Genomic DNA, 25,568 nt, shown 5'->3' with positions numbered 1-25,568 from the left:
GACCGCCCGTCAGCCAGGTGGCCCGCTCCGGCGTGCGCGCCGCTCGCGTCCGCCCCCAGCATGGACCATGACCGAGGCACCGAGCGGCTCCCCCTGGGGCCCCGAGTACGACGACCGCCGCGTGCACGCCACCCGCGAGCAGCACACCGCGCCGTCCTCGTACGACGGTCCCGAACCGCCCTTCGAGGGCCCGCTGCACCTGCTCTCCCGGGCCGCCTGGCAGGCCGTCCTGCTGACCGGCGTCGCCTCCCTGGTCCTGGGCGTGCTGATCCTGGTCTGGCCGGGCGCCTCGCTGACGGCCGCCGGGATCCTGTTCGGCCTCTACCTCGTCGTCAGCGGCGTGCTCCAACTCGCCGCCGCGTTCGGCACGCACCGCACCACCGCCCTGCGCGTGCTGGCCTTCGTCAGCGGTGTGCTGTCCATCCTGCTCGGCCTGTTCTGCTTCCGCGGCGCCCTCCAGTCGATCCTGCTGCTCGCCCTGTGGATCGGCATCGGCTGGCTGTTCCGCGGCATCGCCCAGACCCTGGCCGCCGCCTCGGACCCGGCGATGCCCGCGCGCGGCTGGCAGTTCCTGCTCGGGATCGTCAGCCTCCTCGCGGGCGTCGTGCTCATCGTCTCGCCGTTCGAGTCGGTCGCCGTGCTCACCGTCGTGGGCGGCTGCTGGCTGGTCGCGGTCGGCGTCGTCGAGATCGTCACGGGGCTGCGGATCCGGCGGCGGGCGGGTCTGGTGCCGCGGGAGGTGTGAGGCATGGGCCGAGCGGGTGCTTCTCGGAGGTGACGGGATGGTCCCGACAGCCCCGCCGGGGAGACGTCCGGGCATGAACCGCCCGCCGCGCCCCGCCCGTCGTCGTGCCTGGCCGCGCGTGCTGGTGCTGCTGCTGGTCCTGTGCGTACCGGGGGCGCACGCCGGGGCGCAGGCGGCGCCGTCGGTGACGGTGGCGGCGGTGGGTGAGGGAGCGGGCGGGGCCGGTGGCCTCGCCGCCGAGGGCGACCCGCTCGACACGGTCCTGCGCGGGCCGGGCAGGGGCGCGCACCGTCCCGTCGTACCGCGGCGTCCGGTACGCCCGCCCGACCCCGCGGTGGCACACCTCGGCGGCGGCCCCCCGCAGCCGCCGTATGCGCTGCGCGCCTTGCGCTGTGTGGTGCTGATCTGCTGACGGGCCCCGTCGACCCGTCACGCGACCAGGGACGTGAACCGTGTCGCGAACGCAGCCACCCCCCAGACGACAACGCAAGGACGGAACACCACATGCCCAGCGACCCGTACGCGGTCCTGCGCGCCCTGCTGCGCGCGGAGGCCGTACGCAACAGGCCCCCTCAGTCCGTCGCCCGAGCCGACCGGCGGCCGGAGCGGCAGTCCCCCCAGGGCGGCCGGGAACGGGGCTGACGGCGCCCCGGTGAGCGTGGCGGAGACGGGACCGCCGTCTCCGCCGCACACCCGCGGCCCCCTGTCCACAGGCTGTGCATATCGCCGGTACGGCGGTGAGAGGGGGCCCGGGGCCCGGAAGGAGTTGCCGTTTCAGAACGCGTTTCCTCTTTGCACTGGTTTACGGAGTCATTTCGCGAGCCCCACTCGCCTTCACGGCTGCGCCCGGAACGTCAGGACCGGTAGGCTTTCCGTGTGATCTTCAAGCGCATCGGAAACGGCCGGCCGTACCCCGACCACGGCCGGGAAAGCACCCGGCAGTGGGCGGATGTCGCGCCGCGCCCGGTCCGCCTCGATCAGCTCGTGACGACCAAGCAGCAGCTCGACCTGGAGACCCTCCTCGCCGAGGACTCCACCTTCTACGGCGACCTCTTCGCGCATGTCGTGAAGTGGCAGGGCGATCTGTATCTGGAGGACGGTCTGCACCGCGCGGTCCGGGCGGCCCTCCAGCAGCGTCAGGTGCTGCACGCGCGCGTGCTCGAACTCGACTGACGTCACCGCGGAACACCGGACCGGTTGACCCTTTCGGGTCCTTTCGGACGGGTCGCGCGGCGTCGAATGATCATCTAGTAGGCATCGCCGCCCCGGCGCACTACGCTGCGCCCATGAGCATGCTGACTCCCCCCGGCATGGGCGGCCAGTACCGGATCACGGGGGACAAGTACCCGCGGATGCGGCGTCCCCGGCGGCGCGGCAGGCTCGTGCTGGTCGTTGTCGCCTCCGTCGCCGCGCTGGGCACGCTCGGCTGGGGCACGCTCCAGCTCATCGATGTCTTCACGGGCGGCGACAAGGCCTCGGCGGCCGGGACGAAGGCCGGTTGCCCGGCCGGGGCGAGTCCGTCGCCGGGCGCGACGAAGGGGGCGGCGGACGGCACGAAGGGTGCCGCGGCGCTGCCCAAGCCCCGCCAGATCACGGTCAACGTGCTCAACGCCACGACGCGTACCGGTCTTGCCCAGAAGACCGCGGACGAGCTGAAGAAACGTGGCTTCAAGATCGGCGAGGTGGGCAACGCCACCAAGGAGTACGACAAGCGGGTCAAGGGCGCCGGTGTGCTGCTCGGCCCCGCCGCCGCGCTGGACACCGCGCTGCCCGTCCTCGGCACCCAGCTGCCCACCGCCGACCGCCGCACCGCCGCCGCGCGCAAGGGCGCCGCCCTGGACCTGATCATCGGCGACGGCTTCAAGAAGCTGGCGACGACGACCGAGGCGGACCGGGCACTGTCCAAGCTGACGGCACCGCGACCGGAGCCGTCGGGGACGGCCTGCTGAGGGGCGCGTTGCTCGGCTGGGCCGTGCGGGTCGTACCGGCTCGGCTCAGGGGCACGTGCCGCGCGAGGTCGGACCGGCTCAGCTCAGACGCACATGCCGCGCGAGGTCGTACCAGCTCGGCGCAGACGCACATGCCGCGCGAGGTCGTACCAGCTCGGCTGAGCCCGCACCCGCCGTGCTCCTGCGCTCAGCCGCACAGGCCCTGGCCGTGCATGCCGCGCTCCCCGGCCGAGCCGTACAGGTCGTACCAGCTCGGCTCAGCCGCACACGTCGTACTACCTACTCGGCCGAGCCGTACATCCGGTCCCCGGCGTCGCCCAGGCCGGGGACGATGTAGCCGTGCTCGTTGAGGCGCTCGTCGACCGAGGCGGTGACCACGGTGACGGGGGTCCCGGCGAGTTCGCGCTCCATGACCTCGACGCCCTCGGGGGCGGCCAGCAGGACCACCGCCGTGACGTCGTCCGCGCCGCGCTTGATCAGCTCCTGGATCGCCGCGACCAGGGTGCCGCCGGTGGCGAGCATCGGGTCGAGCACGTACACCTGACGGCCGGAGAGGTCCTCCGGCATCCGGGTGGCGTAGGTGGAGGCCTGGAGCGTCTCCTCGTTGCGGATCATGCCCAGGAAGCCCACCTCGGCGGTCGGCAGCAGCCGCACCATGCCGTCCAGCATGCCGAGCCCGGCACGCAGGATCGGCACGACCAGCGGGCGCGGGTGGGAGAGCTTGACGCCGGTGGTCTGCTCGACCGGCGTGGTGATGTCGACCTGTTCGGTGCGGACGTCGCGGGTGGCCTCGTAGGCGAGCAGGGTGACCAGCTCGTCGGCGAGGCGGCGGAAGGTCGCGGAGTCGGTGCGCTGGTCGCGCAGCGTGGTGAGCTTGTGGGCGACCAGGGGGTGGTCGACGACATGGAGACGCATGCCCTAACAGTAACCGCGCCCGCACCCCCGCGCGCCGCGCCGACGGTGGCGCCAAACCGCCCGTCCGGGGGAAGGTGGGACCCAACCGACCAGGGTGGTGTGCCTATGCCTGACCTGCCTGAGCGGACGACTTCCCGCAAGCGGGCGACACGTACGGACGGTGGCGTCGCCCCCGGCGCCAGGGCCGAACGCCCGCCCGACACGCCGGGCACGGGCCCGACCCCGCCTGCGGCACCGGAAACGGGAACGGCCCAAGAGGGGCGACGCACGAAGGCGACCACCGCGCGAGGGCGAGCGGCCACCGGCCCCGGCACCCGCACAGCCCCCGAAGTCCCACCCCCACCCGGGACAGACACCGAGTCCGACACCGACCGACGCCGCCGCAGGGCCCTGTTCCTGCGGGAGTTGGCCGAGGCACGGGAGTTGCGGGCGCGGGTGCAGCCGCGGCGGGTCAAGGCGGCGCGGTTGCGGCACGCGATGCGTATGCGGACGTTCCGCTGGTAGGGGCAGAGGACGCCGGAGATCGGGTGCGGGTGCGTGACCGATGGCCAAAGCCGCGTACGATCCGCAGGTGGTGGCAACGAGTGTGCTGGTGAGTGATGCGCGAAGGTGCGATCAAAACCACCGGACACAGGGAGCCGAAGACGTCCCCTGAACGCCTTGTTTCTGCCACGATTCCGAGTGGGTGGGGCTCGGAGCCCAGCTCTCCCCGCCCGCAACCTCCGCCGGGGGGACCCCCAACCGGCACGCCTATGACCAGTGGGAGAGTCACGGTGTACTTCGCCGCACTGCTCGCGCGCACCGAAGACGGGTGGGAAGCGAGCGACACAGAGCTCGACGATGTGGAGACCCTGTCGGATCTGGCCGACCTGGCCCGGGAAGCCTCTCCCGACGAGGACACGGTGCTCGTCCTGATCGAGCAGGAGGACGCCTGGTTCGGCGTCGTCCGCGTCGACGGCGAGGACGACCCCCGTATCTACGTCTCGGACGCCGCCGCCGCTGCCCGCAGCAGCTACGGCGAGATCCTGCTGACCGACGAACTGCTCGGCAGGGAACCCGCAGACGACGAGACCGACCTCGACGCCCTCGACCTCGACGGCACCGAGGACGGTGAGGACGAGGACGACGACGCCGAGGACGGCGGCTCCGCCGAGGCCGTACCGCACGGCCCGGTCGGGGACATCGGCATCCTCGACGACCTCGGCGTCAGCGAGAAGGAACTGCTGACGTTGTCGGAGGACGCGCTCACCGAGATCGCCGAGGCACTGGGCGCCTCGGAGGTGCTGGAGACCGTCCGCTGACCGCGCGCGCCCACGAGCCCGATCCCGTACGCGATCCCTGGCGGGCTGCCATGCGGCTCGCCCTGGACGAGGCCCACCGCGCCGTCCGGGGCGGAGACGTCCCCGTCGGGGCCGTCGTCCTGTCCGGAGACGGTACGACCGTGCTCGCGGCCGGGCACAACGAACGCGAGGCCACCGGCGACCCGACCGCCCACGCGGAGGTGCTGGCCATCCGCCGGGCCGCCGCGCGGCTCGGCGAGTGGCGGCTGACCGACTGCACGCTCGTCGTGACGCTGGAACCCTGCACGATGTGCGCCGGTGCGATCGTGCAGTCCCGCGTGGACCGCGTCGTCTACGGCGCCCGCGACGAGAAGGCGGGTGCCGCGGGTTCCCTCTGGGACGTCCTGCGCGACCGGCGCCTCAACCATCGCCCCGAGGTCATCGAGGGCGTACTCGCCCCGGAGTGCGCCGGACTTCTCACCGACTTCTTCCGCGCCCGCTGAGCCCCTCGCGCCCCGGGGGCGCACCCCCGCACCCCGGGAAACGGATTTCAAACCATGGCCCACCTTGGGGTAGGGTCTCCCTCGGTAGCGTGTCCGAGCGGCCGAAGGAGCTCGCCTCGAAAGCGAGTGTGGCGCAAGTCACCGAGGGTTCAAATCCCTCCGCTACCGCCGAAGAAGGGCCCCGTCGTAAGACGGGGCCCTTCGTGCGATCATGACCCCGCTCGCGCGTGACGCGACGGACACCAGCAGGCACCAGCAGACACCAGCAGACACCAGCGATAGCAGCAGTAACAGCGGAGACAGGGGAGGCCGCGCAATGGCGGTGAACGCCAAGAAGATCGCCGTCTATGTGCTCGTGGTCTTCGTCTTCTATCTGATCATCACGGACCCGGAGAAGGCCGCCGACTACGTCCAGATAGGGTTCGAGGGCATATCGGACGCCGCCAAGGCGCTGGGCGACTTCGCGACCTGGGTCGCCAACGGAGGGAAGTCATGATCCGCCATCTGGTCCTGTTCAAGCTCGACGAGGGCGTCGGGCGCGACGACCCGCGGGTGGTCGCGGGCGTGGAGGCCTTCCGCGGCCTCGAGGGCAAGATCCCCGACATCCGCTCCTGGGAACTGGGCTGGAACCTCAGCGACCGTCCCATCGCCTACGACTTCGCGATCACCTCCGCCTTCGACGACGTGGCCGCGCTGGGCCGGTACGTCGAGCACCCCGAGCACCAGGCGGGTGTGGCCCTCTGGCGTGAGTTCGCCACCTGGGTGATCGCCGACTACGAGTTCTGAGCCACCGGCCGCAGCCGCAGGTCCTCCGCCGTCCCGGCGGGGGGCCTTTATGCGTTTTCTGCCCGTGTATGTCCAAACTCGTAACCAACACGGCACTTTGGGGTGCTTGCACACAGTGCACATGTCTTGTGATGCTATGACCGCTTTTGACGGATGAGTTGACCGATGAGTTGACGGAAGAGTCGACCGAAGAAGAGGTGGCGTTGACCGTGTCGGCCAGTACTGCGCCGCCCCAGGAAGAGGCTCCCGCTCCGGCCGCCGCAGCCACCCCGCAGCGCAGCCGCGGTGCCGACACCCGCGCGCTCACGCAGGTGCTCTTCGCCCAGCTCAAGGAGCTGGAGCCGGGCACGCCGGAGCACGACCGGGTACGCGGGGCGCTGATCGAGGCCAACCTCCCGCTGGTCCGCTACGCCGCCGCCCGCTTCCGCTCCCGCAACGAGCCGATGGAGGACGTCGTCCAGGTCGGCACCATCGGCCTGATCAACGCCATCGACCGCTTCGACCCGGACCGGGGCGTGCAGTTCCCGACCTTCGCCATGCCGACGGTCGTCGGCGAGATCAAGCGGTACTTCCGCGACAACGTCCGCACCGTCCACGTACCGCGCCGCCTCCACGAGCTGTGGGTGCAGGTCAACAGCGCCACCGAGGACCTGACCACCGCCTTCGGACGCTCCCCGACCACCGCCGAGATCGCCGAGCGGCTGCGGATCACCGAGGACGAGGTGCTGTCCTGCATCGAGGCCGGGCGGTCGTACCACGCCACCTCCCTGGAGGCCGCCCAGGAGGGCGACGGACTGCCCGGGCTGCTGGACCGGCTCGGCTACGAGGACCCCGCGCTGGACGGCGTGGAGCACCGTGACCTCGTCCGGCATCTGCTGGTGCAACTGCCGGAACGCGAGCAGCGCATTCTGTTGCTGCGGTACTACAGCAATCTCACCCAGTCGCAGATCAGTGCGGAACTCGGCGTCTCCCAGATGCATGTCTCGCGACTGCTCGCGCGCAGCTTCCAGCGACTCCGGTCCGCCAACCGGATCGACGCGTGAGCCAGGACCCAACGAAACTCCACCGGCGCACAACCGAAAGCGGAAGCGAGCCATCACCGTTGCGAGCGAATCGCTCACCAGCGATGATGCCGACAGTTTCGGGCTAAAAAGCCGTCAGACCCCCTGTTTCCAGGGCTGATTCACGTCTTACATGTCGACATGTCACTACAGCGTGTTGCCGACATGTGACATTCTGCCGGAAGCGCGTTTGCCGGTGCCCCGGCTCCGGTATTCAGGTGAAGGCTGCGTTCCTCGACGGGAGCGTCCGCCGCGACCGTCCCGCGACCCAAAGGGGGTGGCATGTCCGCAGAACAGGGCAGCTCGAAGGTGCTCACGCTCAGCAAGAGCGACACGGCGCCCGAGGCGCTCGACACGCTCGACGCCATCGACGCCATCCACGACGCTCCGGCCCTCCCGGCCGCGCCGGCCCCGGCCCTCCCGGCTCCGGAGACCTCGGAAGCCATCGACACCCGAACCCTGTCCCGCTCCCTGTTCCTGCGGCTCGCCGCGCTGGACGAGTCGAGCCCCGAGCGCGCCTACGTCCGGGACACCCTGATCGAGCTGAACCTCCCCCTGGTCCGGTACGCGGCGGCCCGTTTCCGCTCGCGCAACGAACCCATGGAGGACATCGTCCAGGTCGGCACCATCGGCCTGATCAAGGCGATCGACCGCTTCGACTGCGAGCGGGGCGTCGAGTTCCCGACCTTCGCCATGCCGACCGTCGTCGGCGAGATCAAGCGGTTCTTCCGGGACACGTCCTGGTCCGTGCGGGTGCCCCGGCGCCTCCAGGAGCTGCGGCTGGCCCTCACCAAGGCCAGCGACGAGCTGTCCCAGAAGCTGGACCGCTCCCCGACGGTCACCGAGCTGGCCGCCGTGCTCGGCGTCTCCGAGGAGGACGTCGTCGACGGCCTCGCGGTCGGCAACGCCTACACCGCCTCCTCCCTGGACTCCCCGGCCCCCGAGGACGACGGCGGCGAGGGCTCCCTGGCCGACCGGCTGGGCTACGAGGACAGCGCGCTGGAGGGCGTGGAGTACCGCGAGTCCCTGAAGCCGCTGCTGGCCAAGCTGCCGCCCCGCGAGCGGCGGATCATCATGCTCCGCTTCTTCGCCAACATGACCCAGTCGCAGATCGGCGAGGAGGTCGGCATCTCGCAGATGCACGTCTCCCGGCTGCTCACCCGGACCCTGGCCCAGCTGCGGGAAGGGCTCATCTCCGACTGACCTCCGGCACGACTCTTCCTAATTGACGGGGCGTCAGCCACCATGGCGCGATGCTCCCAGCGGAGACCCCAGCGGCCAGAAGAGTCACATGGGCCCATGGCCGCCGACGCGCCCTCACCGTCGCGTCGGCGGCCGTCCTCTGCGCGGGCGCCGTCCTCGCCTCCTGCGGAGGCGGCGACGGTGGAGGCGGTCGCGTCGCCCTCGGCGGCGCGGGGCCCTCGTCCGGTACGGCGGTGACGCCGACCGAGGGGGTACGACTGCTGCCGCTCGACGGGGACGAGGCGGAACCGGGGGCGGAGTCGGGGCAAGGGCCAGAACCGGAGGAGCCCGACGGGCGCGGCTCGGCCAGCCCAGCCGCCAGCCCAGCCGCCCCCGCCGACGGGACCGACGGGACCGACAGGACCGACGGGACCGACGCGACCGACGGGACCGACGCGACCGACGACGCCGGAAGCGCCGCCCCCACGCCCCGCCAGACGGACGCCGCTCCCTCGACCGCGCGGCCCCCTGGAACCCGTACGCCTACGACCTCACCGTCCTCCCCCGCCCCTCCCCCTCCTCCCCCCGCCCCCGCCGCCCTGAGCGTCGGCGAACCCGTCCGTGAGGAGACCGACCGGCGCTGGTGTGAGCAGGTGACCGTGCGCTTCCACAACACCGGTGGCACCGCGGTGCGTTCGGGCACCGTGACCTTCGGGACCCACATCATCGGCGCGCTCGGCATCGACTGGGGCACCGTGGAGTCCACCGGGGAGCTTCCGGCGCCGATCGGGCCCGGTGCGCGGAAGGAGGGGAGCTGGACCGTGTGCGTGGAGGCGTGGCGCGTGCCGCTCGGGATGCGCGTGGAGACGCGGGACGTGTCCGTCGAGTTCTCCTAGCGGGCCTCAAGCGATCAGCAGGACACCGCCGTACGAGACACCCGCGATCACCAGCCAGGAGGCCAGGCCGAGGGCCGCGACGCGGCGGCCGTTGCGGACGAGGGACGGCAGGTGGACCGCGCTGCCGAGGCCCACGAGGGCGGCGGCGAGCAGCAGTTCCTGGGCGTGGTGGGCGACGGTGAGGACCGGCGCCGGGAGCAGGCCGGTGGAGCGGACGGCGACCATGGCGAGGAAGCCCGCGACGAAGAGGGGGAGCACCGGGGTCCGTCGGCCGCCACGGGCGCCCCGCGCCGCCCCCTTCGCCCGGTACAGGGACAGGGCGACCATCGCGACCAGCGGCGCGAGCATGGCCACCCGCATCAGCTTGACGAGGACCGCCTCCCTGAGGGCGGTGGGTCCGGCGGTCTGCGCGGTCGCCACGACCTGGCCGACGTCGTGCACCCCGGCCCCCACCCAGCGGCCGAACTGGACGGCGTCCAGGCCCAGCGGCTGCTGGAGCAGCGGCAGTACGACGATCGCGAGGGTGCCGCAGAGGGTGACCACCGCCACGGACGTGGCCACGTCCTCCTCGTCGCTGCCCGAGACATCGCTCATGGCGCCGATGGCGGAGGCGCCGCAGATCGAGTAGCCGGTGGCGATGAGCAGCGGCTGATCGCCGGGCAGGCCCATGCGGCGGCCCAGCCAGACCGTGCCGCCGAAGGTCGCGGCGACGACGCACAGCACCATGGCGACGCTTCGCCAGCCCAGGCCGAGCACGTCGTCGAGGCCGACACTCAGCCCGAGCAGCACCACACCGACCCGCATCAGCCGCTTGCCCGCGAAGCCGAGCCCGGGGCGTGCCGCGCCGCGCACCGTGCCGCGCAGGTAGGGCAGGTGGGCGGCGGCGATGCCCAGCAGGACGGCGGCGGTCAGCATGGGCACGGCGGGCAGCAGGCGGTGCGCCGACCACGCCAGGGCGACCCCGGCGACGGCGACGGTCACGCCGGGGAGTTTCGAGCGCGCGCCGTCGGCCCGGCGCGGTGCCGTGCCGGAGCGGTGGGGCAGGGTGGGGGCGTGCCCCGTCACCGTTCGTCGGCCGGGGGCTCGTAGGTGCGGCGCACGCTGCTGCCCAGGCGGGTGATGTCGGCGCCGTAGACGTGCAGGGATATCGCCAGGTCCGCCCCCGCGTTCCACACCCTGTGGATGTCGCCGGGCGGGGCGAAGCCGCAGACGTCGCCCTGTTCGTTGACCACGTCCCGGGTGGCGACGAGGCGGGCCGTGGTGCCGTCGGGCACGAGGGCGTACCGGCGTTCGTGTTCGCGGCCCTCGTGGACGCCGGTGACGCACCAGGAGACGTGATCGTGGACGCTGGTGCGCTGGCCCGGCAGCCACACCAGGGAGACGATCGAGAAGCTGCCGTCCTCCTCGGCGTGCAGGACGTGCTGACGGTAGTGCTCGGGGCTGCTCTCGCGCTGCCGGTCGGTCAGCAGGTCGGTGGTGCCGAGGTGGGGGGCCAGATGCTCACCGACCAGACGTGCCGTGAGGTCGTGGGGCAGGCCGCGCCGGACTGTCTCCCGCACCTCGTGGACGAGGCGGTCCAGGCGGGCGGTGGTCTCGGTGGTCGCGGTGCGTGTGCGCACCTCGGATGTCGTCATGACGGCAGCGTCCGACCTGCCGACCCGGGCGTCCAACGACGATTTCTTCGGCTCCGCCCAAGCCCTGCTTATACAAGTGGCCTGCGGCGGGCGCCCGTTGGCGGCTCAGCAGCCGACGCCCCGCTCCGCCACCGCCTTGATCGTGTCCACCACCAGGGCCGTCGCCGGGATGCGCAGATGCTCGCGCAGGACGTACGCGGAGATCCGGCGGCGCACGGCGGGCTGCAGGGCGCGGCCGGTGACCCGGTCCAGGCGCAGGGAGGAGAGTACGAGGCCGGGCATCATCGCGACGCCCAGCCCCTCCGCGACCAGCGACTGCACCACGAGGCCGTCGTCCGTGGTGAACACGATGTCGGGCGCGAAGCCCAGTTCGGCGCACTCGTGCAGGAAGCTGGTACGGCAGCAGGTGCAGCCCGCGATCCAGCGCTCCTCCGCGAAGTCGGCGAGCCGTACCGCCCGTCGGCGGGCCTGGGGATGGCCGGTCGGCATCAGCACCGTGAGCTGGTCCTCGAGGAGCGGGATCTCCACCACCTCCTCCGGCACGGACTCGCGCAGGCCGGGGTAGGTGAAGGCCAGCGTGATGTCGCACTCGCCGCGCTCCAGCCGTTCCAGGGAGTCCGGGGGCTCGTCGGCCAGCAGTGTCACCCGTATCCCGGGGTGTTCGGCGGCGAGCTGGGCGAGCGCGACGGGGACGACGGTGGCGTTGGCGCTGGGGAAGGCGCAGACCCGGACCCGGCCGGTGCGCAGCCTGGTGATCGCGGTGACCTGCTCCTCGGCCACCGACAGACTGCCGAGGATGGCCTCCGCGTGCCTGGCCAGCGTCTCACCGGCCTCGGTCAGCCGCATGCGGCGGCCGACGCGGATGAAGAGGGGGCTGCCGACCGAGCGCTCCAGCGCCTTCATCTGCTGGGTGACCGCCGGTTGCGTGTAGCCGAGGGCCGAGGCGGCCCCGGAGTACGTACCGGCGTTCACCACCGCGTGGAAGGTCCTGATGTGCCGCGAATCGAACACGGCCCGAATCATAAGCAGAATTTGGGCACGGCGACGCGGGCCCGGAGAAGAGGAGAGGTACCGGGCGCTTGTTCGATGGCCCGGGGTCCTACTTCAGCGCGAGCCAGGCGACCGCGGCGACGATCGCGACGGCGACCACGACACCGATGATCAGGCCCACGCGGGGGCCGGAGGAGGCCGCCTGCTGCGGGGCCTGCGGGCCCTCGTCGACGAACGCGCGGAACATCTGGGTGCTGCCGGCGGGGTCCGGGTTGCCCTGGGGGTTCTGGGTGTTGGCCATGGGCCGAGACACTAGCGAAAAGGCCGGGGAGGCCCAAGTGCGGGGCCGTGGAGCGGTCGAACACCCGTCCCGACCGGCCCCACCTGCGCCTTTACACCCGCCAATACTTGCCTTTGCCAAGTTTTTGGGCCCGTATGCCGTCCTTTCGTTTGCCTGTAGCAACCAATGACTTCTATGGTTGCCCTAAGCAACAAGTTCGGGAGTGCCCATGGCCGAACCAGCGCAGTACGAGGAGCTGGCCCGCCAGCTCAGCGCCCTCGGGGCCGTCAAACGCGACCTCGGCCGGGCACTGCCCAGCGACTGCCCGGGCGGCTCGGCCGCCGTGCTGACCCTGCTCGACCGGCACGGCGACATGCGCATGGGCAGGCTCGCCGAGCTGCTGGCGGTGGACATGTCGGTGACCAGCCGTCATGTCGCGCACGTCGCCGAGCGCGGCTGGATCGCCCGCTCCCCCGACCCGCAGGACAAGCGCTCGCGGATCCTGCGCCTGACCCCCGCGGGCCACGCCGTGCTCGACGAGCTGTCCCGGCGCAGCACCGCCCTGCTCGCCGACCGGCTCGGCGACTGGACCGACGACGAGGTCGGCCAGCTGGTCCGCCTGATGACCCGGCTGCGGGCGAGCTTCGGCGACTGCCGGACCGCCCCGCCACGGCGGCCGACGCCTCCCGCGGGCGCGCTGACCACCCGTACACCCGAAGACGCTGAGTAGGAAAAGGACACCCATGGCAACGACCACACCATCCGGTGTGCGGGCCCACGCCAAGCACTCGGGGGGCCACCCGTCCGGTGACGCCCCCATGACGCACCGGCAGATCATGGAGGCGCTCACCGGTCTGCTGCTCGGCATGTTCGTCGCGATCCTGTCGTCGACGATCGTCTCCAACGCCCTGCCCCAGATCATCAAGGACCTCGGCGGCGGCCAGAGCGCCTACACCTGGGTCGTGACCGCGTCGCTGCTGACGATGACCGCGTCCACCCCGCTGTGGGGCAAGCTCGCCGACCTGATCTCCAAGAAGCTGCTGGTGCAGCTGGCGCTGGTGATCTTCGTGCTCGGCTCCGCCGCGGCCGGGCTCTCGCAGAACCCCGGCATGCTGATCACCTTCCGCGCGGTGCAGGGCATCGGCATGGGCGGTCTGTCCGCGCTGGCGCAGATCATCCTGGCCGCGATGATCTCCCCGCGCGAGCGCGGTCGCTACAACGGCTACCTCGGCGCGACGTTTGCGACCGCGATGGTCGGCGGCCCGCTGATCGGTGGCGTGATCACCGACACCGACTGGCTCGGCTGGCGCTGGTGCTTCTACGTCGCCGTGCCGATCGCCGTCATAGCCCTGATCGTGCTCCAGCGCACCCTGCACCTCCCGGTCGTCAAGCGGCAGGTCAGGGTCGACTGGACGGGCGCCTTCCTCATCACCGCCGCCGTCTGTCTGCTGCTGGTCTGGGTGACCTTCGCCGGTGACAAGTACGACTGGGTGTCCTGGCAGACGTACTCCATGGTGGGCGGCACGCTGGCGCTGCTGGCCGTCTTCGTGCTCGTCGAGACGAGGGCGTCGGAGCCGATCGTCCCGCTGCGGCTGTTCCGCAACCGCACCATCACGCTGGCGTCGCTGGCCTCGCTGTTCGTCGGCATCGCGATGTTCGCGGGCACCATCTTCTTCAGCCAGTACTTCCAGCTGGCCCGCAACGAGTCGCCGACCATGTCCGGCGTCCTGACGATCCCGATGATCGCCGGTCTGTTCGTCTCCTCCACCGTCTCCGGGCAGGTCATCACCCGCACCGGACGCTGGAAGGCGTGGCTGCTCGCCGGTGGTGTGCTGGTGACCGGCGGACTCGGACTGCTCGGCACGATCCGCTACGACACCGCGTACTGGCACGTCGGCGCCTACATGGCGCTGCTGGGTCTCGGCGTCGGCATGATGATGCAGAACCTGGTGCTGTGCACCCAGAACCAGGTGGCCCCCAGCGACCTGGGCGCCGCCAGCTCGGTGGTCACCTTCTTCCGCTCCCTGGGCGGCGCGGTGGGCGTCTCCGCGCTGGGCGCCGTCCTCAGCCACCGGATCACCGACCACCTCGAGGACGGGATCGCCACCCTCGACCCCCGGTACGCCGCCGCGCTGGCCGAGTCCGGCTCCGGCACCGGCAGCATCCCCGACATGGACGCCCTGCCCGGCCCGCTGCGGGCCGTGGTGGAGGGTGCGTACGGCCATGGCATCGCGGACGTGTTCCTGTACGCGGCGCCGGTCGCGCTCCTCGCGCTGGTGTTCTCCGTGTTCATCAAGGAGGTGCCGCTGCGGACGAGTTCGGCGCTGACGCAGGCGACGGAGAAGACGGAGGCCGCGGTGGCTCCGGTCACCGAGCGGGCCCAGGAAGCCGTGTCCGAGGACGCCACCCCGGTGACCGCCTCCGGTGGCATCCCCGTCCGAGGCCGCGTCCTCGGCGCCGAGGAGGCGCCCGTCCCCCAGGCCGCCGTCACCCTGATCTCCCTCTCCGGCCGCCAGCTGGGCCGCTCGGTCGCGCAGGCCGACGGCTCCTACGCGGTGGACGCGCCCGGCGCGGGGTCGTACGTCCTGATCGCCTCCGCCGACGGGTTCCAGCCGCAGGCGTCCACCATCGTGGTGAACGGTGAGCCGCTGTCGTACGACGTCCTGCTCAGCGGCACCAGTGGGCTCAGCGGGCTGGTGCGGGCGAAGGAGAGCGGGGAGCCCGTGCCGGAGGCGATGGTCGTCGTGACCGATGTGCGCGGGGATCTGCTGGCCGGGGGCACCACGGGCGAGGACGGGGAGTTCGCGTTCACGGAGCTGGTGCCGGGTGCCGTGACCGTGGCGGTGAACGCCGCCGGGTACCGGCCGAGCGCGCTGCCCGTCGAGGTGGGCGGCACCGGCGTCACCCGCGTCGAGGTCGGCCTGGCGGCGGGCGCCCGCGTCCAGGGCGTCGTACGCGCCCCGCACGGTCCGCTCGCCGACGCCCGCGTGACGCTGCTCGACGCGGCGGGCAACGTGGTCGGCTCGGCCACGACCGGGGCGGACGGGGCGTATGCCTTCACCGACCTGGACGGGGGCGAGTACACGGTCATCGCGACCGGATATCCGCCGGTGGCGAGCGCCCTGACCGTGAGCGGCGCGGGCGTGGACGGCCATGACATCGAGCTGACGCACCCGGCCGAGTGACCGAGCACCTGAGGAGTTACGTCAGATGGGACTGACCGCGAGCATCCGTACCCGGGACGGATGGGCCGTGTCGCACGCGGTCGTCACGGTGACCGACCTGCGCGGGGCGCAGGTGCTGCGCGCGGAGGCGGACGCCGAGGGAGCGGTGCGGGACGCGACGCCGCTGGCGGCGGGGGCGTACACCGTCATCGTCACCGCCGTCGGCTACGCGCCCCGCGCCGTGGGCGCGCTGGTCACCGCGAGCGGGCGGGCCGAGGTGGGCGCGGTGACGCTGGCCCGGCAGGGCGGCGGCGCCGAGCTGCCGCCGCCCGGCCTGTGGACCGTGGACCCGGCGCACTCCAGCGTCGCCGCCGTCGCCCGGCACCTGGGCATCTCCAGCGTGCACGGCCGGTTCACGGACTTCGCGGCGACGGTCGAGATCGCGCCCGACGACGTCACCAGGTCGCGGGTGGAGGCGGTCATCCGGGCCGCGTCCATCGACACCGGCAACGCCACCCGCGACACGCATCTGCGCTCCCCGGACTTCCTCGACGTCGAACGCCACCCCGAGATCACCTACCGCTCCACCGGCCTCACCCCGGTCGGCCCCGACCGCTGGACGGTCCACGGCGAGCTGGGCCTGCACGGCGCCGTACGCCCCGTCGACCTCGGCCTCACCTACCTCGGCACCGGCGCCGACACCTGGGGCGGCACCCGCGCCGCCTTTCGCGCCACCACCGAACTCCACCGTGCGGACTTCGCCCTGCACTACAACCAGGTGGTCCAGGCGGGCATCGCCGCGATCGGTACGACGCTCAAGGTGGACCTGGACATCCAGGCGGTGCACGGCCCGCTGCCCGGGGGGCTGACCTAGGCTTCCGGTATGGCTCCGAACATCGCGACCAACACCCGGGTGTCCCTCGCCGGACTGCTGGACTTCGTACGGCCCCGGCACCACGCCCTGCTGATCACCCGGCGGGCCGACGGCGGCCCCCAGGCGTCGCCGCTGACCTGCGGTGTCGACGACTCCGGGCGGATCGTGGTCTCCACCTACCCCGAGCGCGCCAAGACCCGCAACGCCAAGCGGGACACCCGCGTCAGCCTCGTCGTGCTGAGCGACGACTGGAACGGGCCGTGGGTCCAGATCGACGGCACCGCCGAGGTCGTCGACGCGCCCGACTCGGTGGAGCCGCTGGTGGAGTACTACCGCAACATCGCCGGTGAGCACCCGGACTGGGACGAGTACCGGGCCGCCATGGTCAGGCAGGGCAAGTCGATCATCCGGATCACGCCGGAGCGGTGGGGGCCGGTGGCGACCGGGGGCTTTCCGGCGCGGCTGGTGGAGGGGTAGTCCCGGGGGCGCTCAGCCGCGCGCCACCATCGCCTCGATGCCCGCCACCAGCAGGTCGAGCGCGAAGGCGAAGTCCCGCTCCAGCATCTCCTCGACGGTGTCGCCGCCCCGCGCGGCCATGATGTCCTTCGACTCCTCGATGACCTCGGCGGTCGTCGGCGACTCCGTCACCGTGCGCATGGAGTGCCGGAAGTAGTCGTCCGGGGTCATGCCGTAGTCCGCGCTGCGGGCGGTGAAGTGGCCCTCGATGGTGCCGTAGCCGTACACGAACTGGAAGACGGCCGAGATCGCCCCCGTCATGCCGTGCGCGGGCAGCCCGGTCCTGCGGATCACGCGCTGTACGACCCGGGTGAACGCCAGCGAGTTCGGGCCGATGTTGAGATACGTGCCCGCGAGCGGCGACAGCCAGGGGTGGCGCACCAGCAGCGTCCGGTACTCGTGGGCGAGGGTGCGCAGCTGGTCGCGCCAGTCCTCGTCGGTCTCCGGGTCGGGCAGCCGCAGTTCGCCGTAGACGGAGTCGAGGGCGAGTTCGAGGAGGTCGTCCTTGGTGTCGACGTACCAGTAGACGGACATCGCCGTCACGTTCAGCTCGCCCGCCAGCCGCCGCATGGAGAACTTGGCCAGCCCCTCCGCGTCCAGCAGCCGCACGGTCACCTCGGTGATCCGCTCCCGGTCCAGCCCCGACGGCTGCCCACCGCCCCGCCCACTGCGGCGCGCCTGGTCCGTCAGCCAGACACTGGCCCGCGCCGGTTGCCTGGCCGCGTCGTCCTTCGCCATGGGCACCTTCCTGAGCTTGCTTCTTCGTCGCCGGTCGGCACAAGCCACCAGGGGCGCGGGGCTGTTCCGATAGGCGGCTCCGCCGCGTGGGCGCGATCAAGCACCACCGGCCCGCGACCGCCTGACGACAACACCACCCGCCCCCTTGGGCATTGTCCCGCTCCGCCCGCCGCGACAACGCCGCCGCGGGCAATCCCCCCACCAGCACGGCCCCCGCCGAGCAGCGTCCCCCCGTAACCGCCGGGGGCCAGCGCCGCGACCGACACCAGCCCCGCCTCCAGGCGCTGTGCACCGTAGAGAGGGGTCCTATACGGTGCACAGCGCGCGTTTCTCCCTGTTCAGCTGGGCTGGGTCAGGTCGTAGAAGGTGGCCGACCCGACCGTCACTTCCTTGAAGTTCGCCTCGACCCAGGAGGTGATCTGCGAGGAGGTTCCTTCGCTGTCGCCGCCGCCCATCGCGCCGCCGCCGCCCATGCCGCCGCCGCCCATGCCGCCGCCCGCGATGAAGTAGTGGATCTCTCCGTCCGCCACGTACTCCTTGAACTGGGCCAGCGTCGGGGACGGGTCGGTGCCGTTGAAGCCGCCGATGGCCATCACGGGTTCGCCGGTGGAGAGCTGGTAGCTCGCGGCGTTCTGGGAGCCGATGGCGGCGGCGGCCCAGGTGTAGGCGTCGGCGTCGGTCGTGAGGAGTTCCTTGGCCTCGTCGCTGACGTCGGCGCCGTTGAGGAGGCCGCCCATGCCGCCGTTGCCTTCGGGGGCGTTCCGCGCGCCTTGCTGATTCTGGCTGTTCTGGCTGTTCTGGCCGTTCTGGCCGTTCTGGCCGGGGAAGCCGCCGGTCGGGGGCTGTGCGCCCTGCTGGCCCTGCCCGTTGGGGGCGGTGGGGAAGCCTCCGCCGCCAGGGCCGCCGCCCATGCCACCGCCACCGGGACCGCCACCCCGGCCCGCACCCCCCGCGACCGCCGGACCGGCGGTGACGATCGACCCGGTGTGCCCCTCACCCAGCGTCGTCAGGGAGTACGCCGTGGGACCGGCCAGCGCCGCCACCACACCCAGCCCGGCAACGCCGAGGGCGAGCCGCCCTCCGAGTCGCCCCACGAAGACGAACCCCAGCGCGGCCACCAACCCGCCCACGAGGACGGCCCACTTCAGCCACGGGTGGTAGTCGGCGGCGCGGTCGAGCAGCACGTACCCCCACGCGGCCGTGGCCGTCATCGCGGCGGCGAGGGCGAGCGAGGCCCGGGCCCGGCCGCGCTCGCGCCACAGCAGGGCGGCGCCCATGCCGATGAGCGGGGCGATGTAGGGGGCGAGGGCGACGGTGTAGTACTCGTGGAAGATGCCCTGCATGAAGCTGAAGATCACCATGGTGATCAGCAGCGAGCCGCCCCAGAGGAGGAAGAGGGCGCGGGTGGTGTCCGTGCGCCCCGGCCCCCGCCCTCGGGTCACGACGAGCGCCGCCACCAGCAGGATCAGCGCGGCCGGGATCAACCACGAGATCTGGCCGCCGATGTTCGAGCTGAACATCCGGTCCCAGCCGGTCTCCCCCCAGCCCCCGCCCTGGCCGCCGCCGACACTGCCGGTCTCCTCGCCGTTGATCCGGCCGAGGCCGTTGTAGCCGAAGGTCAGCTCCAGGAAGGAGTTGTTCTGCGAGCCGCCGATGTAGGGGCGCGAGGACGCGGGCCACAGTTCGACGACCGCCACCCACCAGCCGCCCGCGACGACCATGGTGAGCCCGGCGAGCAGCACCTGCCCGGCGCGCCTCTTCAGGGAGGTCGGCGCGCACACGACGTAGACGAGCGCCAGCACCGGCAGGATCAGGAACGCCTGGAGGGTCTTGACCAGGAAGGCCAGGCCGATCGCCGCCCCCGCCCACATCAGCCACTTGGTGTGCGCCTTCTCCAGGGCCCGCTGGGTGGCGTACACGGCGGCGGCCATCAGCAGGGCGAGGGCCGCGTCCGGGTTGTTGAACCGGAACATCAGCGCGGCGACCGGGGTGAGTGCGAAGACCGCCAGGGTGAGCAGCCCGGCGCCCGCGCCGAACCGACGGCGCACGGAGGCGTACAGCACACCGGCCGTCGCCACCGCCATCAGCACCTGCGGGAAGAGGATCGCGAAGGAGTTGAGCCCGAGCAGCCGGACGGACAGGGCCATCGGCCACAGCGCCGCCGGGGGCTTGTCGACGGTGATCGCGTTGGCCGCGTCCAGCGAGCCGAAGAACATCGCCTTCCAGGACTCGCTGCCCGCCTGTACGGCCGCGGAGTAGAAGGAGTTGGCATAGCCGGAGGCCGTGAGGTTCCAGGTGTAGAGCGCGCCGATCAGCAGCAGCGCGCCGAGGAGTGCGGGGCGGGCCCAGCGGGGGTCCTCGGGGTGGCCGCGCCACAGCCGTCGCAGGAAGGGCTGCCGGTGCGACGCGTGCGCCCGGGGTGGGGCGGCGGGGAGGGTGGCGGTGGTCATCGGGGGTCCCTCGGGTCGGTGTCGTGCGGGCGCACGGGCTGGAGGCGGATGGTCGCGTCGCCCCAGGTGGCGGCCGGGGTGCGGGGGCCGGACGGGGAGCCGCGGCGCGGCAGGTCGGGCGGGTCGCGGAGGTCGTCGGCGGGCAGGGCCCGGGACCCGGGCGCGGGCGCCCCGCCCTGCGCCGGAATCGCCCGCAGGAGGCCCGTATCCCGCTGCTCGGGGAACACCCAGGCCCGAAAGAGCAGGAACCGCAGCACCGTCGCCGCGAGGTTGGCCGCGATCAGCACGGCCAGTTCGGTGGAGTGGGCGGGGGTGGCGGTGGCGGCGTTGAGGGCGGCCAGGGAGCCGCTGGTGAGGGCGAGGCCGATGCCGAAGACGACGAGGCCCTGCGCCTGGTGCCGCACCGCACCCCCGCGCCCCCGCACCCGGAACGTCAGGCGCCGGTTGGCCGCCGTGTTGGCGACCGCCGAGACCAGCAGGGCGAGCGCGTTGGCGGTCTGGGAGCCGGTGAGGGCGCGGAAGCCGGTGTAGAGGAGGAGGTAGAAGAGGGTGGAGAGGGCGCCCACGACACAGAAGCCGACGAGTTGGCGGGCCAGTCCACCGGGTACGTCCTTGAGGTCCCGGTCCCGTGGATCGTCACCGAACGGACGCGCGAGCCGGTCCAGCGGCAGCGAACCCGTGGCCAGGGCCCGCCCCACCCGCCAGACGCCCCTGAGGTCGTCGGTCGCCGTCCTGACGATGTGGACCGTGGAGTCGGGGTCGTCGACCCAGTCGACCGGCACCTCGTGGATGCGCAGCCCGGCGCGCTCGGCGAGCACCAGCATCTCGGTGTCGAAGAACCAGCCGGTGTCCTCCACCAGCGGCAGCAGCGCCCGCGCCACATCGGCGCGGATCGCCTTGAACCCGCACTGTGCGTCCGAGAAACGGGCCTGGAGCGAGCCGCGCAGGATGAGGTTGTACGAGCGGCTGATGAACTCCCGCTTCGCGCCGCGCACGACCCGCGAGGAGCGCGCGAGCCGGGAGCCGATGGCCAGGTCCGAGTGGCCGGAGATCAGCGGGGCGACCAGCGGGAGCAGCGCGTTGAGGTCGGTGGACAGGTCGACGTCCATATAGGCGAGGACGGGGGCGTCGGACCTGGACCACACCGTGCGCAGGGCCCGCCCGCGCCCCTTCTGCTCCAGCCGTACGGCCCGGACCTGCGGGATCCGCTCGGCGAGCCACTGGGAGACGCGCGGGGTGGCGTCGGTGGACGCGTTGTCCGCGATGGTGATGCGGAAGGGGTACGGGAAGGTGCGCGTGAGGTGCGCGTGCAGCCGCAGCACACACGGCTGGAGGTCCTTCTCCTCGTTGTAGACGGGGACCACCACGTCCAGGACAGGCGTACCGGCATCTCCGGCCGGGAGGTGCTCCCGCGCCGGCAGAGTGCCGGGAGAAGAGTCGGTTCGCATGCCACCGACTGTTCTCAAGTGGCCTGTTCGGCCTGTGTGGTGAGGCTGTGGTGCGGCTGTGAGTAGGCGGCCTCGAAGGCGTACGACGGCTGCGGCGCGGGAGTGGACGCGGGCAGGTGGACCGTGAACGCGGTCCGTCCGGGCACGCTGTCGACGGTCACCGCGCCGCCGTGCGCGGTCACCACGGCCTGCACGATGGCCAGGCCCAGGCCGGTCGAGCCGGTGGCGCGGGAGCGGGCGGAGTCGCCGCGGGCGAACCGTTCGAAGACATGGGGGAGCAGGTCGGGCGGGATGCCCGGCCCGTCGTCCTGGACGTCCACGCACAGCCGGTCCCCGTCGCGGCGCACCCGCGCGGTGACGGTCGTACCGGGTGGGGTGTGGGTGCGGGCGTTGGCCAGCAGATTGACCAGGACCTGTTGCAGCCGGGCGGCGTCCGCCGCGACCAGGGCGGGTTCGTCGGGCAGGTCGAGCCGCCAGACGTGGGCCCGGCCCGCGGCGCGCGCGTCGCTCACCGTGTCGATGACGAGCGGTACGAGATCGGTCCGCTGGAACTGGAGGGGGCGGCCCGCGTCCAGGCGGGCGAGCAGCAGCAGGTCCTCCACGAGCAGGGTCATCCGGCCCGCCTCCGACTCGATCCGCCCGAGGGCGTGCCGGGTGTCGGGGCCGACCCGCTCCCGGCCGCGCCGGGTCAGCTCGGCGTAGCCGCGGATGGAGGCGAGCGGGGTGCGCAGCTCATGGCTGGCGTCCGCGACGAACTGCCGTACCCGGGTCTCGCTCTCCTGGCGGGCGTGCAGCGCGCCGTGGACGTGGTCGAGCATGCGGTTGAGGGCGGCGCCGACGCGGCCGACCTCGGTGTGCGGGTCGCACTCGGACTCCGGGACGCGTTCGTCGAGGTTCACCTCGCCGCTGTGCAGGGGGAGTTCGGAGACCCGGGTGGCGGTGGCGGCGACCCGGCGCAGCGGGCGCACGGCGACGCCGACGATGGCGGCACCGGCGAGGGAGGCGGCGATCAGACCGGCGGCGGTGACGCTGACCTCGACGAGGATCAGGGTGTTGATGGTGCCGGTGACACCGGCGGTGGGGACGGCGACGTAGTAACTGCCGTCGGGGCCGCTGGTGTACTCGACGCGGTACTCGCCGAGGCCGGGCAGGTCCACGGAGCGCGGGGCCTCGCGCTCCTGGGCGACGGTGGCGAGCGCGGCGGCCTGCGCCCCGGTGAGCGGCTCGGCCTCCATGTCCAGGCCGTCGTCGGTCTTCTCCCCGATCCTGGCCTCGGTCACGGTGCCGTTCTGGATCAGGGCGGCGATGGTGCCCTCGGGCTGTGGGCCGCGGGTGACGAAGTCGTCGAGGTCGATGCCCCGTCCCTCGCCGGGGGCGGCGCCGCCCTTCACCTCCCCGGGCGGGCCGAAGCCCTCCGCCCGAACCGCCACCTCCCGCAACTGCCCGTCGAGCTGCTCGTACAGATGCGACCGCAGAGCGAGGGTGGTGACCGTGCCGATCACCGCGCCGACCACGGCGATCAGCAGCACGGACGCGACGACGAGCCGCGTCCGCAGGGTGCGCGGCTGTCGTCCTCGCCGCCGCCGCGTACGCGGTCGTCGCCGTCCGCTCATGACGCCGCGGGCTTGATCAGGTAACCGGCGCCGCGCCGGGTGTGGATCATCGGCTCGCGTCCGGCGTCGATCTTCCGCCGCAGGTAGGAGATGTACAGCTCGACGACATTGGCCTGCCCGCCGAAGTCGTAGGACCAGACGCGGTCCAGGATCTGCGCCTTGCTGAGCACGCGCCGCGGGTTGCGCATCAGGAAGCGCAGCAGCTCGAATTCGGTCGCGGTGAGGTGGATGGAGTCCCCGCCGCGGGTGACCTCATGGCTGTCCTCGTCGAGGGTGAGGTCACCGACGACCAGCATGGACTCGGAGCGCCGGTCGGCGGCCCCCGACCGGCGGATCAGCCCGCGCAGCCGTGCGACGACCTCTTCGAGGGAGAACGGCTTGGTGACGTAGTCGTCCCCACCGGCGGTGAGCCCGGCGATACGGTCCTCCACCGCGTCCTTGGCCGTCAGGAACAGCACCGGCACGTCCGGCAGTTCCCGCCGCAGCCGCCCGAGGACGGCCAGCCCGTCCAGGTCGGGCAGCATCATGTCCAGGACGACGGCGTCCGGCCGGAACTCCCGCGCGGTCCGCACGGCACCGTGCCCGTCCCCCGCGGTACGGATCTGCCAGCCCTCGTAGCGCAGGGCCATCGACAGCAGTTCCGTGATGGACAGTTCGTCGTCCACAACAAGCACCCGGACGGGGCTCCCGTCCGGCCTCAGCAGTTCGGTGCGCCCCTGGGGCGAGATCGTGGTCATGGCGACCACCCTGGCGATCGGCTCTGAGAACGTCCTTTCGGCAAGCTGTGATTTGTCTGAGAAACCCACAGGGGGCTCTCAGGCGGGGGCGGTGGAGGGGCCCGTCGTGCTGTCGGGGGCCGGTCAGAAGAGGCCGTCCTGGAGGTGGGTGGGGGCCTCCTTGAACTGGCGGACGGGTACGGCGATGTCTCCCGGGGATCCACCTGTGCCGGGGGATTTACCTGTGCCGGAGGTTCCACCTGTGCCGGGGAATTCACCTCTGCCGGAGGCTCCCCCTGTGCCAGAGGATCCACCTGTGCCGGGGAATCCACCTCTGCCGGAGGCTCCCCCTGTGACGGGGGCCAGCTCCCACCCCGTCATCAGCCGCGTGTCGAGCACGACGACCGCGCCCGATCCGGAGACCGTCAGATGCAGATCGGGCCCGGCGGCCGCCACCAGCTCCCCGTCCACCACCGCCCCGGCGACCAGCTCACTCACCTCCCCGTAAGCCCCCGGCGCCCCGTCCAGCCCGAACGCCCGCACATGATCCACGGCCCGGTACGGCTCCCTGACCAACGACTCGGGCCACGCGGGCAGTTCGACCGCGCGGGCGTGCAACCCCCGTATCTCCTCGGCCCGTTCCCCCTCCCCCTCGGGCAGCGCTGCCCGCACCACCCGCTTGGCGCCGTACGGAATCCGGTCCGGCACACCCAGCGCGGCCCGCAGCAGTTCCTCGGCCCGCCGGGCCGCCATCAACGGCCCGGCGCCGAGCCAGCTGAAGCAGACCGCCCCCTGCTCCAGCAGCCGCGCCGACCCCCGCTCGACGGCCGTGATGCCGACCTTGACCATGCCGGGCCCAAACCAGGCCAGGTACACGTGGTAGGGCCGGGGATCATCGGCGACCGTATCGGCCGCGACCGAGTGCGCCCGGTCCAGGCGCCCGCACTCCTCGCACCGCCCCCCGGTGCTGCGCCCCGACACGACGGCCCGCACCGGACAGGGGTTCCCCCGCGCCCCCACACAGCCCCGCTCACCCCCCTCGACCACCCGGAAGGCCACCCGCTTCCCCCAGGCCAGCTCACTCGTCCGCCCCCCGTCCCAGGCCAGCACGGGGCGCCCCGACACCCACCGCAGCCCCGAGCACTTCCATGTCTGTGCCATCACTCACGAGAGTAGGCGGCACCACTGACAACGCCCCGCCCGGCGAATGTCAGCCTCCGGATAATCCGCAACCAACCCACCCGCCGTACCCTGAATCCATGACAGCCATGGCCCCTTCCCGCACCGAACCGGACCTCTCCTACCTCCTCGACCACACCAGTCACGTCCTGCGCACCCGTATGGCCGCCGCGCTGGCGGAGATCGACCTCACCCCCCGTATGCACTGCGTCCTGGTGCACGCCCTGGAGGAGGAGCGCACGCAGATCCAGTTGGCCGAGATCGGCGACATGGACAAGACGACGATGGTGTCCACGGTGGACGCCCTGGAGAAGTCGGGCCTGGCCGAGCGCCGCCCGTCGAGCAAGGACCGCCGGGCCCGGATCATCGCGGTGACGGAGGAGGGCGCGCGGGTGGCGCGGGCCAGCCAGGACATCGTGGACCGGGTCCACCGCGAGGCGCTGGAGGAACTGGCCCCGCAGGAGCGCGAGTTGTTCGTGGGCCTGATGAACCGCCTGGCGACGGGCCGCCTGGGCACCCCGGCGGAGGCCCCACAGGGGGCGAGGAGGCCGCGCCAGCGCAACTGAGCCCCGACCTGCTAGGTCGGAAACAAATAGTCTGCAACAAAACCATCTGCTACGGTCTCTACTGTCGCCATGAAGGACGAACA

The 25,568-nt window shown here is 72.2% G+C and carries 28 protein-coding genes and 1 tRNA gene; 18 read left to right on the top strand and 11 right to left on the bottom strand.

All coding sequences use genetic code 11. The features are described from left to right. Positions 1 to 67 precede the first annotated feature (67 nt). From ACFVQG_RS11060 to ACFVQG_RS11040, 5 genes are all read left to right on the top strand, one after another. Positions 68 to 745 (top strand): HdeD family acid-resistance protein, encoded by a 678-nt coding sequence (locus tag ACFVQG_RS11060; RefSeq protein WP_383379488.1) that lies wholly within the window; start codon positions 68 to 70, stop codon positions 743 to 745. A gap of 73 nt (positions 746 to 818) precedes the next feature. After that, positions 819 to 1,157 carry a hypothetical protein gene (locus tag ACFVQG_RS11055; protein WP_383379485.1) on the top strand — a complete coding sequence of 113 codons (339 nt, stop codon included), beginning with the start codon at positions 819 to 821 and terminating at the stop codon, positions 1,155 to 1,157. A 92-nt stretch (positions 1,158 to 1,249) separates the two neighbouring features. Next, positions 1,250 to 1,387: a hypothetical protein gene (locus tag ACFVQG_RS11050; protein ID WP_383379483.1), complete on the top strand. Its 138-nt coding sequence runs from the start codon at positions 1,250 to 1,252 to the stop codon at positions 1,385 to 1,387. 234 nt (positions 1,388 to 1,621) lie between these two features. Beyond that, positions 1,622 to 1,918, top strand: coding sequence for a type II toxin-antitoxin system VapB family antitoxin (locus tag ACFVQG_RS11045; RefSeq protein ID WP_004943146.1), 297 nt, complete (start codon positions 1,622 to 1,624; stop codon positions 1,916 to 1,918). A 113-nt stretch (positions 1,919 to 2,031) separates the two neighbouring features. Then, complete coding sequence (locus ACFVQG_RS11040; protein ID WP_383379480.1) at positions 2,032 to 2,694, top strand: LytR C-terminal domain-containing protein; 663 nt, start codon at positions 2,032 to 2,034, stop codon at positions 2,692 to 2,694. Positions 2,695 to 2,973: 279 nt separating this feature from the next. Here the strand turns inward: ACFVQG_RS11040 and upp are convergent, their stop codons facing one another. Further along, complete coding sequence (gene upp / locus ACFVQG_RS11035; RefSeq protein ID WP_383379477.1) at positions 2,974 to 3,609, bottom strand: uracil phosphoribosyltransferase; 636 nt, start codon at positions 3,607 to 3,609, stop codon at positions 2,974 to 2,976. A gap of 773 nt (positions 3,610 to 4,382) precedes the next feature. On the opposite strand from upp, the gene ACFVQG_RS11030 reads away from it, so the two are divergent. The 8 genes from ACFVQG_RS11030 to ACFVQG_RS10995 all read left to right on the top strand — a co-directional run bounded on the left by ACFVQG_RS11030 (position 4,383) and on the right by ACFVQG_RS10995 (position 9,317). Continuing rightward, positions 4,383 to 4,910, top strand: a complete 528-nt coding sequence (locus ACFVQG_RS11030) for a hypothetical protein (protein WP_383379786.1) — start codon at positions 4,383 to 4,385, stop codon at positions 4,908 to 4,910. Positions 4,911 to 4,960: 50 nt separating this feature from the next. Further along, positions 4,961 to 5,392 carry a tRNA adenosine(34) deaminase TadA gene (gene tadA, locus ACFVQG_RS11025; RefSeq protein ID WP_383379474.1) on the top strand — a complete coding sequence of 144 codons (432 nt, stop codon included), beginning with the start codon at positions 4,961 to 4,963 and terminating at the stop codon, positions 5,390 to 5,392. A gap of 83 nt (positions 5,393 to 5,475) precedes the next feature. Beyond that, positions 5,476 to 5,560 (top strand) — tRNA-Ser (locus tag ACFVQG_RS11020). A gap of 148 nt (positions 5,561 to 5,708) precedes the next feature. Continuing rightward, entirely contained in the window at positions 5,709 to 5,888 is a 180-nt protein-coding gene (locus ACFVQG_RS11015) for a hypothetical protein (protein ID WP_383379473.1), read from the top strand. Beyond that, a complete protein-coding gene (locus ACFVQG_RS11010) occupies positions 5,885 to 6,178 on the top strand; it encodes a Dabb family protein (RefSeq protein ID WP_383379470.1) in 294 nt (97 codons plus the stop codon). Before ACFVQG_RS11015 ends, ACFVQG_RS11010 begins: the two co-directional genes overlap by 4 nt. Positions 6,179 to 6,375: 197 nt before the next feature. Next, on the top strand, positions 6,376 to 7,221 hold the full coding sequence (locus ACFVQG_RS11005) for an RNA polymerase sigma factor SigF (RefSeq protein WP_383379467.1): 846 nt from the start codon (positions 6,376 to 6,378) through the stop codon (positions 7,219 to 7,221). A gap of 300 nt (positions 7,222 to 7,521) precedes the next feature. After that, positions 7,522 to 8,442, top strand: coding sequence for an RNA polymerase sigma factor SigF (locus ACFVQG_RS11000; RefSeq protein WP_383379464.1), 921 nt, complete (start codon positions 7,522 to 7,524; stop codon positions 8,440 to 8,442). Between the two features lie 50 nt (positions 8,443 to 8,492). Beyond that, complete coding sequence (locus ACFVQG_RS10995; protein ID WP_383379461.1) at positions 8,493 to 9,317, top strand: hypothetical protein; 825 nt, start codon at positions 8,493 to 8,495, stop codon at positions 9,315 to 9,317. A gap of 6 nt (positions 9,318 to 9,323) precedes the next feature. Here the strand turns inward: ACFVQG_RS10995 and ACFVQG_RS10990 are convergent, their stop codons facing one another. The 4 genes from ACFVQG_RS10990 to ACFVQG_RS10975 all read right to left on the bottom strand — a co-directional run bounded on the left by ACFVQG_RS10990 (position 9,324) and on the right by ACFVQG_RS10975 (position 12,242). Next, the gene (locus ACFVQG_RS10990; protein ID WP_383379458.1) at positions 9,324 to 10,298 is read right to left on the bottom strand and encodes a YeiH family protein; all 975 of its coding nucleotides are present in this window, start codon (positions 10,296 to 10,298) and stop codon (positions 9,324 to 9,326) included. Positions 10,299 to 10,378: 80 nt separating this feature from the next. Next, complete coding sequence (locus tag ACFVQG_RS10985; protein ID WP_383379455.1) at positions 10,379 to 10,951, bottom strand: cysteine dioxygenase; 573 nt, start codon at positions 10,949 to 10,951, stop codon at positions 10,379 to 10,381. 105 nt (positions 10,952 to 11,056) lie between these two features. Further along, entirely contained in the window at positions 11,057 to 11,962 is a 906-nt protein-coding gene (locus tag ACFVQG_RS10980; RefSeq protein ID WP_383379453.1) for a LysR family transcriptional regulator, read from the bottom strand. A gap of 88 nt (positions 11,963 to 12,050) precedes the next feature. Then, positions 12,051 to 12,242 carry a hypothetical protein gene (locus ACFVQG_RS10975; RefSeq protein WP_383379450.1) on the bottom strand — a complete coding sequence of 64 codons (192 nt, stop codon included), beginning with the start codon at positions 12,240 to 12,242 and terminating at the stop codon, positions 12,051 to 12,053. Positions 12,243 to 12,450: 208 nt separating this feature from the next. On the opposite strand from ACFVQG_RS10975, the gene ACFVQG_RS10970 reads away from it, so the two are divergent. Genes ACFVQG_RS10970 through ACFVQG_RS10955 form a run of 4 tightly spaced genes read left to right on the top strand, consistent with a single transcriptional unit; the run spans position 12,451 to position 16,736 of the window. Further along, positions 12,451 to 12,951 (top strand): MarR family winged helix-turn-helix transcriptional regulator, encoded by a 501-nt coding sequence (locus ACFVQG_RS10970; protein ID WP_383379447.1) that lies wholly within the window; start codon positions 12,451 to 12,453, stop codon positions 12,949 to 12,951. Between the two features lie 13 nt (positions 12,952 to 12,964). Next, positions 12,965 to 15,406 carry an MFS transporter gene (locus ACFVQG_RS10965; RefSeq protein ID WP_383379444.1) on the top strand — a complete coding sequence of 814 codons (2,442 nt, stop codon included), beginning with the start codon at positions 12,965 to 12,967 and terminating at the stop codon, positions 15,404 to 15,406. 25 nt (positions 15,407 to 15,431) lie between these two features. Continuing rightward, positions 15,432 to 16,259: a YceI family protein gene (locus ACFVQG_RS10960; RefSeq protein ID WP_383379441.1), complete on the top strand. Its 828-nt coding sequence runs from the start codon at positions 15,432 to 15,434 to the stop codon at positions 16,257 to 16,259. 9 nt (positions 16,260 to 16,268) lie between these two features. After that, entirely contained in the window at positions 16,269 to 16,736 is a 468-nt protein-coding gene (locus ACFVQG_RS10955; RefSeq protein WP_383379438.1) for a PPOX class F420-dependent oxidoreductase, read from the top strand. A gap of 12 nt (positions 16,737 to 16,748) precedes the next feature. On the opposite strand, the gene ACFVQG_RS10950 is transcribed toward ACFVQG_RS10955, so the two are convergent. The 6 genes from ACFVQG_RS10950 to ACFVQG_RS10925 form a co-directional block, all read right to left on the bottom strand. Beyond that, positions 16,749 to 17,513, bottom strand: a complete 765-nt coding sequence (locus ACFVQG_RS10950) for a TetR/AcrR family transcriptional regulator (RefSeq protein WP_383379435.1) — start codon at positions 17,511 to 17,513, stop codon at positions 16,749 to 16,751. A 338-nt stretch (positions 17,514 to 17,851) separates the two neighbouring features. Beyond that, positions 17,852 to 19,963, bottom strand: coding sequence for an ArnT family glycosyltransferase (locus ACFVQG_RS10945; protein WP_383379432.1), 2,112 nt, complete (start codon positions 19,961 to 19,963; stop codon positions 17,852 to 17,854). Next, positions 19,960 to 21,411: a glycosyltransferase gene (locus ACFVQG_RS10940; protein ID WP_383379429.1), complete on the bottom strand. Its 1,452-nt coding sequence runs from the start codon at positions 21,409 to 21,411 to the stop codon at positions 19,960 to 19,962. Before ACFVQG_RS10940 ends, ACFVQG_RS10945 begins: the two co-directional genes overlap by 4 nt. 14 nt (positions 21,412 to 21,425) lie before the next feature. After that, entirely contained in the window at positions 21,426 to 23,024 is a 1,599-nt protein-coding gene (locus ACFVQG_RS10935; protein ID WP_383379426.1) for an ATP-binding protein, read from the bottom strand. Continuing rightward, complete coding sequence (locus ACFVQG_RS10930; protein ID WP_383379423.1) at positions 23,021 to 23,761, bottom strand: response regulator transcription factor; 741 nt, start codon at positions 23,759 to 23,761, stop codon at positions 23,021 to 23,023. Before ACFVQG_RS10930 ends, ACFVQG_RS10935 begins: the two co-directional genes overlap by 4 nt. 123 nt (positions 23,762 to 23,884) lie before the next feature. Beyond that, a complete protein-coding gene (locus tag ACFVQG_RS10925; protein WP_383379420.1) occupies positions 23,885 to 24,901 on the bottom strand; it encodes a DUF2797 domain-containing protein in 1,017 nt (338 codons plus the stop codon). A 98-nt stretch (positions 24,902 to 24,999) separates the two neighbouring features. Here ACFVQG_RS10925 and ACFVQG_RS10920 point away from each other — a divergent pair, with 98 nt between their 5' ends. Beyond that, positions 25,000 to 25,485, top strand: a complete 486-nt coding sequence (locus ACFVQG_RS10920; RefSeq protein ID WP_383379417.1) for a MarR family winged helix-turn-helix transcriptional regulator — start codon at positions 25,000 to 25,002, stop codon at positions 25,483 to 25,485. Positions 25,486 to 25,568 lie beyond the last annotated feature (83 nt).

It is taken from the genome of Streptomyces sp. NPDC057877 (genome assembly GCF_042796855.1).
In the GTDB taxonomy this organism is placed as follows: Bacteria; Actinomycetota; Actinomycetes; order Streptomycetales; family Streptomycetaceae; genus Streptomyces.
This window is presented reverse-complemented; position numbering and strand designations above follow the sequence as displayed.

Coding starts and splice junctions, on each gene's coding strand:
- ACFVQG_RS11060 (WP_383379488.1), top strand. CDS start 68: ATGACCGAGGCACCGAGCGGCTCCCCCTGGGGCCCCGAGTACGACGAC.
- ACFVQG_RS11055 (WP_383379485.1), top strand. CDS start 819: ATGAACCGCCCGCCGCGCCCCGCCCGTCGTCGTGCCTGGCCGCGCGTG.
- ACFVQG_RS11050 (WP_383379483.1), top strand. CDS start 1,250: ATGCCCAGCGACCCGTACGCGGTCCTGCGCGCCCTGCTGCGCGCGGAG.
- ACFVQG_RS11040 (WP_383379480.1), top strand. CDS start 2,032: ATGAGCATGCTGACTCCCCCCGGCATGGGCGGCCAGTACCGGATCACG.
- upp (WP_383379477.1), bottom strand. CDS start 3,609: ATGCGTCTCCATGTCGTCGACCACCCCCTGGTCGCCCACAAGCTCACC.
- tadA (WP_383379474.1), top strand. CDS start 4,961: ATGCGGCTCGCCCTGGACGAGGCCCACCGCGCCGTCCGGGGCGGAGAC.
- ACFVQG_RS11015 (WP_383379473.1), top strand. CDS start 5,709: ATGGCGGTGAACGCCAAGAAGATCGCCGTCTATGTGCTCGTGGTCTTC.
- ACFVQG_RS11010 (WP_383379470.1), top strand. CDS start 5,885: ATGATCCGCCATCTGGTCCTGTTCAAGCTCGACGAGGGCGTCGGGCGC.
- ACFVQG_RS11000 (WP_383379464.1), top strand. CDS start 7,522: ATGTCCGCAGAACAGGGCAGCTCGAAGGTGCTCACGCTCAGCAAGAGC.
- ACFVQG_RS10995 (WP_383379461.1), top strand. CDS start 8,493: ATGCTCCCAGCGGAGACCCCAGCGGCCAGAAGAGTCACATGGGCCCAT.
- ACFVQG_RS10985 (WP_383379455.1), bottom strand. CDS start 10,951: ATGACGACATCCGAGGTGCGCACACGCACCGCGACCACCGAGACCACC.
- ACFVQG_RS10975 (WP_383379450.1), bottom strand. CDS start 12,242: ATGGCCAACACCCAGAACCCCCAGGGCAACCCGGACCCCGCCGGCAGC.
- ACFVQG_RS10970 (WP_383379447.1), top strand. CDS start 12,451: ATGGCCGAACCAGCGCAGTACGAGGAGCTGGCCCGCCAGCTCAGCGCC.
- ACFVQG_RS10965 (WP_383379444.1), top strand. CDS start 12,965: ATGGCAACGACCACACCATCCGGTGTGCGGGCCCACGCCAAGCACTCG.
- ACFVQG_RS10960 (WP_383379441.1), top strand. CDS start 15,432: ATGGGACTGACCGCGAGCATCCGTACCCGGGACGGATGGGCCGTGTCG.
- ACFVQG_RS10955 (WP_383379438.1), top strand. CDS start 16,269: ATGGCTCCGAACATCGCGACCAACACCCGGGTGTCCCTCGCCGGACTG.
- ACFVQG_RS10950 (WP_383379435.1), bottom strand. CDS start 17,513: ATGGCGAAGGACGACGCGGCCAGGCAACCGGCGCGGGCCAGTGTCTGG.
- ACFVQG_RS10945 (WP_383379432.1), bottom strand. CDS start 19,963: ATGACCACCGCCACCCTCCCCGCCGCCCCACCCCGGGCGCACGCGTCG.
- ACFVQG_RS10940 (WP_383379429.1), bottom strand. CDS start 21,411: ATGCGAACCGACTCTTCTCCCGGCACTCTGCCGGCGCGGGAGCACCTC.
- ACFVQG_RS10935 (WP_383379426.1), bottom strand. CDS start 23,024: ATGAGCGGACGGCGACGACCGCGTACGCGGCGGCGGCGAGGACGACAG.
- ACFVQG_RS10930 (WP_383379423.1), bottom strand. CDS start 23,761: ATGACCACGATCTCGCCCCAGGGGCGCACCGAACTGCTGAGGCCGGAC.
- ACFVQG_RS10925 (WP_383379420.1), bottom strand. CDS start 24,901: ATGGCACAGACATGGAAGTGCTCGGGGCTGCGGTGGGTGTCGGGGCGC.
- ACFVQG_RS10920 (WP_383379417.1), top strand. CDS start 25,000: ATGACAGCCATGGCCCCTTCCCGCACCGAACCGGACCTCTCCTACCTC.